At 66.0% G+C, this 12,548-nt stretch carries 7 protein-coding genes; 6 read left to right on the top strand and 1 reads right to left on the bottom strand.

Features of this window, described 5'->3' with window-relative positions; all coding sequences use genetic code 11:
• The coding region (locus C1I95_RS26475; RefSeq protein ID WP_146605853.1) for a helix-turn-helix domain-containing protein at positions 1–308 on the top strand (308 nt) is incomplete at its 5' end.
• A complete protein-coding gene (locus C1I95_RS26470) occupies positions 272–895 on the top strand; it encodes a transposase (protein ID WP_325048863.1) in 624 nt (207 codons plus the stop codon). The genes C1I95_RS26475 and C1I95_RS26470, both read left to right, overlap by 37 nt.
• Before the next feature lie 20 nt (positions 896–915).
• Here C1I95_RS26470 and C1I95_RS26465 read toward each other — a convergent pair whose 3' ends face one another.
• Complete coding sequence (locus C1I95_RS26465; protein ID WP_111217758.1) at positions 916–2,403, bottom strand: serine/threonine-protein kinase; 1,488 nt, start codon at positions 2,401–2,403, stop codon at positions 916–918.
• Positions 2,404–2,593: 190 nt separating this feature from the next.
• Here C1I95_RS26465 and C1I95_RS26460 point away from each other — a divergent pair, with 190 nt between their 5' ends.
• Genes C1I95_RS26460 through C1I95_RS26445 form a run of 4 tightly spaced genes read left to right on the top strand, consistent with a single transcriptional unit; the run spans position 2,594 to position 12,407 of the window.
• Positions 2,594–4,324, top strand: coding sequence for a PD-(D/E)XK nuclease family protein (locus C1I95_RS26460; protein ID WP_111217756.1), 1,731 nt, complete (start codon positions 2,594–2,596; stop codon positions 4,322–4,324).
• Complete coding sequence (locus C1I95_RS26455) at positions 4,324–5,508, top strand: pPIWI_RE_Y domain-containing protein (protein WP_111217754.1); 1,185 nt, start codon at positions 4,324–4,326, stop codon at positions 5,506–5,508. Before C1I95_RS26460 ends, C1I95_RS26455 begins: the two co-directional genes overlap by 1 nt.
• Position 5,509: 1 nt before the next feature.
• Positions 5,510–9,277 carry a pPIWI_RE_Z domain-containing protein gene (locus C1I95_RS26450; RefSeq protein ID WP_158566476.1) on the top strand — a complete coding sequence of 1,256 codons (3,768 nt, stop codon included), beginning with the start codon at positions 5,510–5,512 and terminating at the stop codon, positions 9,275–9,277.
• Positions 9,261–12,407, top strand: a complete 3,147-nt coding sequence (locus C1I95_RS26445; RefSeq protein WP_111217752.1) for a pPIWI_RE module domain-containing protein — start codon at positions 9,261–9,263, stop codon at positions 12,405–12,407. The genes C1I95_RS26450 and C1I95_RS26445 overlap by 17 nt, the downstream gene beginning before the upstream one ends.
• Positions 12,408–12,548: the final 141 nt, after the last annotated feature.

The following is a 12,548-nucleotide window of genomic DNA, read 5'->3' as shown; positions in this document are numbered from 1 at the left end:
CCCTGGCATCGACCGGGCCGGGTGGGAACCTCTCCCGGCTCTCGCCGGATCAGCTCTTGCGGCTACGTGCCGAGTTGGACCTGGGCCCGGCCGCGCACGGCTGGATCGAGGACCAGCGGTGGACCCTCGCCCGGGTCGCCACCTTGATCGGCCGGCTGTTTTACGTCTCCTACACCCTGCGCGGCGTGTCCTATCTGCTGCACCGCATGGGCTACACCCCGCAGGTGCCGAAGCATCGGGCCGTGCAGCGGGATGAGGACAAGGTCGCCGACTGGCGGGCCACCACCTGGGCCAAGGTACGAGGCTAGCGGCGGCGACCAGGGCGTGGATCGCCTTCGAGGACGAGGCCGGACAGACGCTGCGCCCGCCCAGGGCCCGGACCTGGACCCGCAAGGGCCACGCACCCGTCGTGCGGGTATCGGGCAAGGGCTCGGGCCGGGTCTCGATCGCCGGACTGATCGCCTACAAACCCGGCCAGCGCGGCCACGTCTTCTACCGCCTACGCGTCCACCGCAACCGTCCCGGTGAGCGCCGCAGCCTGTCCGCCGACGACTACGCCACCCTGGTCACCGCCGCGCGCCACCGGCTCCACGCCCCGATCATCCTGATCTGGGACGGAGTCAACACCCACACCAGCCACGCGATGCGTCAGCTCATCGCCGCCCGCCACCGGTGGCTGACCGTGGTCCAACTACCCGCGTACGCACCTGACCTCAACCCCGTCGAGGGCCTGTGGTCAACGATGAAGTCCAGCCTGGGCAACCTCGCCGTCGATGGCGTGGAACACCTCGCCGCGATCATCCGCAACCGACTCAAACGCATCCAGTACCGACCCGACCTGATCCCCGGCTTCCTCACCCAGACCGGACTCACCCTCGAACCGGAACCACCATGACCGAAACAGACTCCAAGCTTTCAATCGCTGTAGCTGGCTGAACGCCAGTCAACCAGGGCGTCGATGAACGTCTGGGCCTCGGTATGACCTGCCTCTCGTAGACTCTGTGCGACCGCGATGGCTCGTTCAGCCAGATGGCTGGCGGGTGGCTCGGGTAGCGTGCGGACCAGTTCGGTCATCTCCGTCAGCAGGCCGATGGCGGGTTGCAGCTCCCCGAACGGAATGCGGCATTCGCTCAGTCCGAGGCGGCCTTCCCATACGTCGGGGTGGTCCTCGCCGAACTCGGCGACGGCGATGTCGATCGTGTCCTGATAGAGAGCGCCAGCACGGCCGAAGTCGCCAGCCAACCGCAAGGCGTCTGACGCCTGCTGCCGTACGGCGGACACCACCTGTTCGCGTACTCCCCACTGGCGCTGTGCGGCTGCGAGCAGGTCGCAGAGTTCTGTGGAAGCCTCCTGTAGCTTGACCGGATCTGTGCCGAGCCGGGCCAGCGACGCCGCGACTTCTCGCTTACTGAGCCACTGGCGGCCTTCCGCCCGAGGGTGCGACGGCTGCTTCGCTGCGGGCATCGCCGTTTGCGAGGTGTCCGAGGTGCGTACGTTGCGGAAGTACGCTGTCGGATCCGGATTGATCCTCGGCGAAGGGACGGGATCACCCGGATTGGGAAGATATTGGGTGAACAATTCCAGTACCGCAGAAGCGCTCTCGGGCCGATCCTCCGGCCTCTTGCCGAGCATTCGCAGGGTGAGGTGCTCGATGTCTGCGGGTATTCGGGAGTTGTATACGGTGGGAGGTGCTGGCGTCTCGTGTAGATGCTTCTTCGCCAGGCCCTCTCCCTCGAACGGTGGGCGGCCGGTGAGCATCTTGTACACGATGCAGCCAAGCGCGTAGAGATCGGTGGCAGGGGTGACCTGCTCTTCCAGGATTTGTTCCGGGGCTTGATAGCCCCTGCTGCCCACCGTGGAGCCTTGCCGGGTGTATTGGGTGGCCCCGGGGCTGAGTATCTTCGCGACACCGAAGTCGATCAACTTCACGGTGCCGTCGGCGGCGATGAGGATGTTGTGTGGTTTGAGGTCGCGATGGACGACGGGCAGTGCGTGTACGGCGTTCAGGGCATCGGCTACTTGTACGACGATCGACGCTATCGTGCTGATGCTGGGATTGTTCGTTTCAAGGAATTGGTGCAGCGAACCGCCGTCAACGTACTCCATGACGAAACACGGATCGTCGCCGTGTTTGCCGATGTCGAACAGCCTAGGAATTCCGGGATGGCGCAGTTGCTTGAGGAGATTGGCCTCGCGTCGAAAGCGCCGGTGCGCCATGAGCAGGTCGGCGTGGCGAGCATCGTCGTCGGCGTAGGACGTGAGGAACTGGTCCGAACGCAGCATCTTCACCGCGACCAGGCGTGGTTCCTGCCGATCCGAGGCCTTCCAGACCTCGGCCATGCCGCCGCTGCCGAGGCGCTCGACCAGCTCGTACCGGTGGTTCAGCACGTCGCCTGGTTTCATGACCGTCCTTTGAGGTGGAGTGCTGCACGCGCCGGATCGGCTCCGCGGGAACGAAGTCCCGTACAGTGAACCACACTCAGGGCGTTGTGTGAGTGTACTGAGTTTACAGATGTCGTCGAGTGTGCTTGAGTGAGTGTCCTGACAGGTCGACCGGCATCGGTCAGCCTCTACGCCGCATCGAGGTTACTTTATGTCAACCTGGCATGTGCCGGGCGGAACCGCCGGTGAGATCACCCTTATCCGCACCAACCTCGCCGCGGCGCGGGAGGCTGACGAAGACTGCCCGCTTGGGCGCAGCCTCGAGGCGCGGCCGTTGGTGACCGCAGACCCGAAGGCTCCTGAGCTGACCCTGCCGCTGGCCGACTTCGCGCTCGGTCCACTGATGGCGGCCTTGGACCGGATCGAGTTCCCCCGGTTCGGACTCAGCCAGACAGAAGTCTTGAGTCTGATGTGGCAGACGCACGGGACATTCAAGAACCGTCGTCGGGCTCCGGCTCACCCCGGTCTGCTGAAGTGGACTGAGCTGGCGATCTCGCACTACCTCACGGCTCGCCAGGCCGATCAGGCGGCGCGCTTGGCAGCAGGCAAACCAACGACGCGGCCGGTGGACGTCAAGTGGGTGATCCAGCGGCAGCTGAGCCAGCCCGACGCGCGGGGCGCCAGGACGTACGAGCAGACGGCATGGGGCCGGCGCTACACATCGGCCGACGGCGAGGTGCGTGAACTGTGGCTGCTCTCGTTCGGCCGCGCCAAGACCGAGCGGCCGGCTGGCGAGACCGCGGCGGCCGCGAAGGTGACAATGTTCGGCGGGTCCGCGGTAGGCGGCTGGAAGGCTCCACACGAAATGACTCCGGCGAGGCGGCCACAAACCGGTGAGCCGAAACATCCCTCGAGAGCCCGGGTCATCGACGTCGGATGCGCCGACGGGTCGTTCAGCGTGCTGGCCGACTGGAGTCGTACGCAGGTAGATGACAACTTCGCTGCCGATGCCGCCCCGGTCTTGTCACGGGTAGTCGGGGACATGCAGACCAAACCCGGCTCGAGTTGCCTGGATTGCAAGGCGATAACAGGGTGCACTGTTCTGCCGAGAACACCGGGGTTGCTGTCGCTGACGGCGGGCCACCCGAGCGGACGCCGCATGAGCATGTCGGTGTCGGACCTGCGCTACTACGAGGACTGTCCTGCGAAGTACCACATCCTGCGCCAACTGAAACTCAAGTCGACACGGCCGGAGAGCAACGCGATCAGGAGGGGACGGGCCGTTGACGCGTGGCTCAACGAGCGTCACGCGGACCGCGACCGCACTGCCTGCCGCGCCCAATCCGGGCCGGACGTGAGCGTGTGGCTGGCTGACCGGTTCTCGCTGCCGCCCGTGGACGCGGACGCGGCCGCACGCATGGCGGCACACCATGGCTGGTTCTGCCCCCTGGACGGTCTCAGCACTTCGGAGAAGGTGCTAATCCAGCCACAGATCACGTGCTTTGATCACGAACTGAACCTCGTGTTCACGGCCACGCCGGACCTGGTGCACAGCCGCGACGGTGGCTGGATCTGGCGTGAGACCAAGACGTCGGCAAGCAAACTGTTCGAAGGAAAGCCGCTATTGCGCCAATATCCGCAGCTTGCCTTAGCGGTGCTCATGCTCAACGCGGGCGCACTCGGCGGCATCGTCGTGCGCTCTCGGGTGGAGCTGGAATTGCTCACCCCCGACGACGTGACCCTCGAAGAGATCGATCCGGCTCGCCCGGCTGTCGTCGACGAGGCACGCCAGGTCATCGACGACCTGGCGAAGCCGTGGATCCGCGACACCGCCTATGAGCCCCAGCCCGGAGCAGCCTGCGCCAGCTGCGAAGCCCTCGACTGGTGCCAGCCAGGCCAAGACCACGTCGGCGACACTGAGAACCTGAACGGGGAACGCTGATGCCCGCCACCTTCAACCAACATGAGGATTGGAGCCTTTATCCTCATGTTCCGCTGCTGCATACCATCGCCGGCGCCGTGATCCGCCTCGCCGATGTCACCGGACTGGCCGCGTTCACCATGCCCTACCCGGCCGAAGCCCAACGTGCGCTGGACCGGTTGATCCTGGCGTGCCTGCTCGCTGGGGTGCAGGAGACCCCTCGCAGTCTGCCCGACCTGCTCTTCTGGTGCCGGACCCGACCGCTGGAGGACTGGCCACTGGACCTGCCCCCCGACGCGTTCGGCCCCGACGACTACCTCATCGACCCCGACGCGTTCGTGCCCACCCAGCTGTGTCACGAGTGGTGGGTACAGAGCCCCGACAGTGCCGCCGCCAAGTTCGACCGCGATGTCATCCGAGCGGCCATGCGGCTGTGCTCGCAGGCGTCGTCACCGGAGTCCTATACGGCGTTCCGCAGACTCCTGGTCGCCAAGCCGGTACTCAACAGCGACGAACGATTCCAGGTCGCGACCGATCTGTTCCTCGAGCCAGTCGCCGAACTGATCGGTCACTGCTACACCTCGGCACCTGTGGCCTACCGCAGGGACGGGGCATACCGGACTTGTGGGCGATGCCTCACCCTGCTCACCCCGCTTTCCGGCGGGCGCTGGTGGTGCGAGCGAGACGCCTGCCGCCGTATCGGCACCGCGCCCACGGGCCGAATCCTGGCCGAAGCCGAGGCCGGCGAGGTGCTCCAGCTGGTTCGTCCGTTACGGCAGTTCGTAACCGGGCCCGGCCGCGCCGAGGTCGACCTCGAAAACCGGCTCGGGCAGCTACGGCATCGCGGCTCGTCGGTGGACATCGGGATGTGGCCGGGATTCGACGCCTACGACCTGCGAGTGACCTTCCCGGACGGGCATGTGTGGGCCATCGACGTCAAGGACTGGAAACACCCAGGGCTCCTCGGACGGGCGGCCAGAGCCGTGCGACCCGATCCACCCTACGACGAAGCGTGCTGGGTCGTCCCTCAAGCCCAGGCCGATGCCCACCGCGGCTACGTGGCCATGTTCTACCGCAACCGCCGACCCGAAGCCGCCGGACTGGCGCTGCTTACCGACCGTGACCTGATCGCCCGAGTACACGCGAGGCTGCGCGGCGAGACAGGCGTACATCTGGCAGCACCTCACCCGGACAACGGAGCCTAGGATGCGCAGTAGCAGCAGGTGGTACCAACCCATAGCCAAAGAGCTGGGACGGGTATGGCCCGAGGAGTCGACAGCGCTCAAGCCGGCGGTCTTGTGCCAGGTCGAGTTGGGCCTGCGCCTGCTGGAGCGCCTCCAGGTCGACGCCGACCCGGCGTCGGGCGTCGCCGGCGCGGACGGCATCTACACCCTCTTAGGCGGATACCCGTTCGCCACAGCCACCGGCCTGGCATCTAATCCTCAACAGCTCGCCATGATCGTGAACGCACGTCATCTGCTGTGGAGGCTGCGTCGCCGCCGGACCTGGCTGCAGCGCCTGGCGGCTTACCGTGCCCTGCCCGAAAGGCTACGCGCCTACCGCGTCTCGCCCGACCTGAAGACGGCCTACCCGGGCGCCGCCACCATCGTCGTAGACCGCCTGACGCGGTACGACGAGGCGCTGTCGAAGCTTCCCGACTTCGATCGACACGCGTTGCCCCTAGCCCCGGCAGGCCCGAACCTCTTCCGCGATCGCAGACGTCCGACCTCGGTCAACATTCCCGAGCAGCTGCGCTTCCCGGTCACGCCCGGTCACGACCTGTCCGTGATACCCCGCACCGCCGGCCGGCCCCTGGACATCTCACGCGACGAGCTTCACGCCACCGCCCAGTGGATGGAGAACACCGAACGCGAACTCGGGCTCCCGTCCGGCCACTGGGTCAAGCGACTTGAGGACGTCCATCTGGAGACTCTCAACGCAGACGGCAAGTCCTTCCAGCGTTCGAATATCCTTCGCCTAGACCGCATGCTGCACCTCGTCGGCATGGTCGGTGCCGGCAAGAGTACCCTAATGATCATGGTCGCGGCCTGGGCCGCGAGAAAGGGTCTCCGCACGACCCTGGTCGTCGGAGACGTCGCCGAACAGCTCACCCTCACCACCCTGTTCCGCAACTTCGGGCTGAGCGCCGCACCGGTCCTGGGTGGGACTACCAGAGAGCGGCACACCGGCCGGCTGCACCGCCGGCTCGCCGCCCGCGGCTCGAATTCCCTCCTTGCTCATGATCACCCGGGGTTCGATGACCTGAGCACCGCATGTGTCATCGACGCGCTGCGCGGCCTGGAGGCCGCCGAGCCGCTGCGCTACGCCGACGCGCCCTGCGTCAGTCTCCGGCCAGTCGCCCCGCCGAAGTCACCGGACGGCAAGTCTGAACTGCCAGACACCTATCCCGTAACCGACTATCTCACCAGCGCGCCCGCGCGAGACGACACCGACGAAGAGCGCATCCCGGCGCACGGATGCCCGATCTGGAACCAATGCGCCCGCCACAGCATCGACCGGGACATGGTCGACGCCTTGATCTGGGTCGCCAACCCCGCGAGCCTCCTGCAAAGCGGCGTGCCCTACCACCTCAACGAAGAACGGCTGCGCCGGCTGGAGTTGGCATGCCTACGCAGCGACATCATTTTCGTCGACGAGGCCGATCGCGTTCAGATGCAGCTCGACGCTGCCTTCGCCCCGTCGGCGACACTGGTCACCCGCGGTCCGGAGTCCTGGCTCGACAAACTACACACCCACAAGATCAACGAACTCGCTCGCCAGGGCCGCCTGCCGTTGTCGGACGAGGACGTCGAACGCTGGGCGAAAGCCCTCGACGTCGTCAGCTCCGCGACCAACCGCATCTACGCGATGCTCATCAACGACGAGTCACTACGCAACTGGGCCGACACCGACTACTTCAGTGCTTGGACATTGCAAGAAAAGCTCATGGCCGAGTGGTTCCCCGAACAGCACACCGACCCGTCCGCACCCGGGGACGACAAGACCGACAACGACGTCTACGAAACAGCCGACCCACTGGACCCCGACGAGAACCCCGCTGATCTTCCCACACCCGACACCGAGCCGTGGGCCGGGCGGCGCCGCGAGGTTGTCGCCATCTTCGACGCCTTCCGCGACGATCCGCTCGGCGACCACGGACCCCGCGAACCTGGTACCCAGACCCTCATCGCCGGCGCACATGACCTCATGCACACCCTCGACGCGAGCGCCAGCCGCAAGCGCGTCCGTACCATGCTCGACCTTCTTCTCACCGGCGCTCCGATCCTCGACGACTCGCTCACCCAACCCGCTCCCAAGCCGGGCGAGGCAGACCCCGACCCGGTCGATATCTGGGGAACCGAGCCCTGGTTCGAACGCACCGCGCTGCGTCTGGAGTTCACACTCCTGCTAGCAACGCTGCATCACCGCCTCGACCGGGTCACATTCCTATGGCCGCAGGTCGAAGCCGCGCTACACCTCGACTCCACCGACAACGAACTTGCCCGCCGGCCACCGCTGGACTACGCACCCGTCGTGCCCGAAGCCCCCATGGGAAACGTGCTGGGCTTCCAGTACCTGACCGACGATCCCGAACCGGGCAAAGACGACCGGCGTAGCGGCATCCTGCGGTTCTTCCGCTGCGCAGGCGTCGGCCGAGAGCTACTGCTGAATCTGTCCGCCCTCGGATCCGATCCCGGCAAGGGCAGATCCGGCCCACACGTGGTCCTCATGTCCGGCACTAGCTGGGCCGGCACATCGACCCGCGCGCACATCCTCGTCCCGGTGAAAGCCATCCTGAAACCTCACGACGACGCCCTGGAAGCTATCCGCCAGACGAGTTTCCGGACCCACTTCCTCTACGACGGCGACAGGGCCTTGACATTGTCGGGGGCGTCCACCGAGACACGTCCGGCGGTCTTACGCCAAATGATCACCCGGTTGGGAAAGTCGACCGCTACCCAGTCGAGCCCACTGGACGACGAACTTCGCCAGATCGGCGATGACAACCGCCGGCGAGCTCTTCTCCTGGTCGGCAGCTACCGCGAAGCGACCATCGCAGCCGACCTGCTCGACGACATCCCACGATGGAATCGGCGGGTCCGGGTCCTGGCCGCCGACGATGCAGAACTAGAAGACTCGGGCACAGCCAACGCAGGCACCGGCGTCGGTGCCGCCCGCGCCACGGTGCTGCGCCGCGGAGACCTCGCGAGCTTCGCCGATGACCATGAAGCTGAGCTGCTCGTTGCTCCGCTACTGGCTGTCGAGCGGGGCCACAACATCCTCAACAGCGGGCACCAGGCCGCCTTCGGCACAGTGTTCTTCCTTGCCCGGCCCCATCCACGTCCAGACGATCTGACACTGGCGATCTTTGCCATCAACGACTGGGTCGCACGCTTCGTCCGCGATGAACCCGGTCACGAGACCGGCACCTTCAGCAAACTCGTCACCGACGCCGGCCGCCTCGACGCAGCCGGATTGGCCTTCCGCCACCTGGCTCGCAGGGAATGGCGCCGACTACTGAGACGCCGCTACGCCTACTCGCGTCTAAGCCCCAGCGAACGTGAGTCGTTCGCCTGGGACCAGCTGGTCGCCATCTGGCAGGTCATCGGCCGCCTGGTACGCGGCGGCGTCCCAGCAAGAGTCGTGTTCGTCGACGCGGCGTTCGCCCCCGCGCTTGCCGACGCAGGCGTACGCAGCGTGACCGCCGAAACCGAACCACAACGGCCTTCCGCCCGGCGCCGACAACGGACCGACCCCGGACTGCTGATCAAGCTTCAAGAAGTACTCGCTCCGTACTTCGACGACACCAGGGAGCCCGAAAGCTTCCACAACCCGGCCGACCCCGCCCTGGTGCGCAATCTCTACGAGCCCCTGTACGACGCACTGACCCGGTTGCGGGCAGCAGAGGACAAGGCATTGACCGAAAAGCCGAACGCTCAGGATCGCGGAGGTCCGCATGGCACCGAGGTATGACAACATCAGCCGAGCCGCCTACGTCTTCGACGAGGACGCCGCCCCCTGGGTCGGGCAGTACCGCGCGCTCGACTTCCCGGAAAGCTGGCACAGCAGTGTCCTCAAGCTGTGCAACTTGGGCCGGGACCCTGAGGATGAACCCTTCCGCACCGCGCCGACCGCCCGTTTCGACGGCGTCCTTCAGACACTCGCACCAGATCTCGTTGTGCGCGGCCGGGTTCGTGACCGGCTACGGGTGCCGGTGGAGGACTACTGGCTGTATGTCCCGTCCGACGCGCCAAGCCCCCTGTCCGGCGACACCTTCGACCGGCTCTCCGGGGCCTGGCTGCGCGACCTGCGACCCGAGCCCGAGCACTACCCCACTGTGCTGGAGTGCCTGCGCGAACTCCGGGCAACTCCACCGACGTGGCACGAAACTCCCGTAGACCTGCTTGGCTGCGCCACTACGACGGGCGGCACGGCCTCGCCTGCAGCGCGCCAGTACCAGTTGGCCACCGATGCCGTCGCCCGGCGCATCACCAGGCTCCTACCCTACGAGTTCGACGGCGGTCAGCTGAAGTTCCGTGCCGTTCCCAGAGGACCGCGCCAGCAAGGCGCTGAGCTCATGTCCCAGCCGCTGCACCACGAAGTCAAAGGGCGCACCTGGTGGTTCTCGATCGTCATCGCGGTCACGCTGCACACGGTGCCGTTCGACCCGAGGCCGCGTATCCATCTTCACCTCAGCGTGCGACGCTGGATAACCCACGTCGACAACTCCACGGGAGCAGTCCGGCTGCCGTACCGAACCGCTACGTCCGTCTACCTCGCCCCGAGCATCCCGTGGCTTCCCGGCGCGCCGGCTACAGACCGGTACGCGGTGGCGATGCTGGCACGTGACCGGGCCAGTGGCCAGTTCGCCTGGGGAAAGAACGGACCGGCCCGCATGCTCAGCCGCCTCGAACTCAGCCGTCCGTTCCCTGACCCGCAGGATCTGCTGACACGGCCGCTTCACTGGATCGAGGACCATCCAGGGCCGGGTGTCCGTGCGGCCATCGTCCACAGCACCCGGATGGGCTCCCACGGCATCGGCGCAGGCTTGATGTCGCATCAGCGGTCGCAGCTCATCGAATGGGCCGAGCAAGCCATGCCTGAAGGGCTAAGCCGAGTCCGTAGCCTGCGCCGCTCCACCGCAGGAGTCAACACACCTCGCAATGTCCGGCCCGCGCCCACCGGAGTAGCGGCCAAGAAAGCAGAGCAGCAGCGGGCGGCCGACGCCCGCCGTGCGGCGCTTGCTCTCGCTGTACGAATCAACCAAGCCGCCGAGCCGGCGCAGGGCCGAGAAGACGACGTCCAGGCCGCCCCACTCCTCGAGGCACGGCTGCTGTGGCAGACACCCTCACTGCGTGACGCGGCGATTCGGACTCTAGCTGAAACATTGGGACTTCAAGGCGACGGCTGCCGGGCCGAGGATCGCACCGATGACGACTACTACAACTCCACCCCTGGCAGCCCGGTGATCCACACGTGGCACACGCCAGAGCTGACAGTCCGGCTGCGATGCCTACGGCTGACCGGCGGACTGGCCGACACCCTCGGCATGAACCCGGCGACGCGGCCGAAGACGAAAGCCCTTACGGACGCCATCGCGGCTCGACGGAGAGTCACCGCCGCGTTCCTTACATCAGACTTCGCAGACCCGCAGAAACCAGAACTTGCGCTCATCGAGATCGACCGTCGCAAGGACTACGCGCACGAGTGGGACGACCCGAAGTACGCTCTGCGCCTCGGTGCCGCAGACGCCGGAATGCTCACCCAGTTCGTGATGGTGCCCAAGAAGGTCAAGGGTTACAACTCAGAGAAGAACATGGACCACCGCCTGCGATCGGGCTGGCAGGACGGGCTCCGTCAACTCGGCGTGCGGGTACTACCCGAACACACACTGGGCGGCAAACTTCCCTCCGGACTACGGTACGCATCCCTGTGGATGGTCAAGCGCCGCAACGACGGCCCTACCAGACTCCCACGGCACCGACCCGTCGCGGTGATGGTAAGTCCTGTCCAGGAGGGCACAGGACTCGCCGTCGTCACCGGCTGGGATGAGAAGGAGGGCACCTGGGTTCCCTACCCCAAGTTCCTTCTCCTGCAGGTCAAGCAAGCCGAGATCCCTGAGATCGACTCCGACGACCAGGAGCAGCCGACCACACAACCATCAATGCCAGAACAGCGTAGCTCCGCACCTGCGGCGAGCGGACGCAAACGCGTCACCTATCGCGTCTGGAAGCAGACCATGGACGAACAGCGCCAAGACACGGCCCGCTACCTGCAGAAGATGATCCGATCCCTGCGAGGCCACCCCACGCTCCTGATCGCACACGCACAGAACAGCAGAATGCACTGGCCCTGGCTCCAGGACGGCCAGGCCGAACCTGACTCAATCAAGACGGGGCACGCTCCGGCCGCAGGACTGGACCCGGACTTGAGAATCGTCCGCATACGAGACGCCGACGGCCGAGAGACGCCTCAGTGGTGGGGCAACGCCGCGCCAGGAGGGATCAACGGCCTGCCACCCGGTCTCTGGGTCGACGGCCAGGACACCGCAACCCGGGACAGAACCTTCTACAGCACGACCTCAAAAGCCAGCACATTCCGCGATTCGGCGGTGGAGGCGAACCGCATCGCGCCGCGCCCCATCCGTCAAGGCGTCAACCGCGGAGAGCCGACCATCGACGCAGCCATCCCCGCATGGAATCCGGCCCTGGTCGAAATCGTGGTCATGGGATGCCAGGCCGATGATTCGCCGGAGGCGCTTGCATTGGCTGCCCACCAGCTACGCCAGGCTCCCGACTATCTCGATGCCCTGTCAACGCCGCTTCCCATGCACCTTGCCATGCTGGCTCAGCACTACGTCCTGCCGACCATCGGGGAAGCCGGGGCTGAGGGCGCTGACACCGGAAGCGATGAACCGGGAATCGAAAGCGAGGAGTCGATCATCGGCCTTGGAATCTCCGCCGGTCATTCAATAGATGCTGATCTTACATGGGATCCGGAGCTGTCCGACGCGCCTGGGCTAATGCAACCACCTGACGAAAGCGGGGAGATTAACCTGCAAGAACCGCTATTCGCTCTCGCCGCTGCGTCCGGCGACGCGTGAAGGGCTGCGTCCACTGAGTTGATCTCAGCAACGCATAAGGGTTGATTGGTGCGACACGGGCGAAGGTGTCGAGTCGGGCGGCAGTGGAAACAGGCGTGGAGCCATCGATAGACACGTCCTTGCGACAGAAACACGTCTTCG

This window comes from Micromonospora craterilacus (assembly GCF_003236315.1).
In the GTDB taxonomy this organism is placed as follows: domain Bacteria; phylum Actinomycetota; class Actinomycetes; order Mycobacteriales; family Micromonosporaceae; genus Micromonospora; species Micromonospora craterilacus.
Note: the sequence above shows the minus strand (reverse complement) of the source record. Positions and strands in the feature narration are given on the sequence as shown.

Bases quoted from the DNA above. Each gene is read 5' to 3' on its own strand.
- C1I95_RS26445 (WP_111217752.1), top strand. From the start codon at position 9,261: ATGGCACCGAGGTATGACAACATCAGCCGAGCCGCCTACGTCTTCGAC.
- C1I95_RS26460 (WP_111217756.1), top strand. From the start codon at position 2,594: ATGTCAACCTGGCATGTGCCGGGCGGAACCGCCGGTGAGATCACCCTT.
- C1I95_RS26465 (WP_111217758.1), bottom strand. From the start codon at position 2,403: ATGAAACCAGGCGACGTGCTGAACCACCGGTACGAGCTGGTCGAGCGC.
- C1I95_RS26450 (WP_158566476.1), top strand. From the start codon at position 5,510: ATGCGCAGTAGCAGCAGGTGGTACCAACCCATAGCCAAAGAGCTGGGA.
- C1I95_RS26455 (WP_111217754.1), top strand. From the start codon at position 4,324: ATGCCCGCCACCTTCAACCAACATGAGGATTGGAGCCTTTATCCTCAT.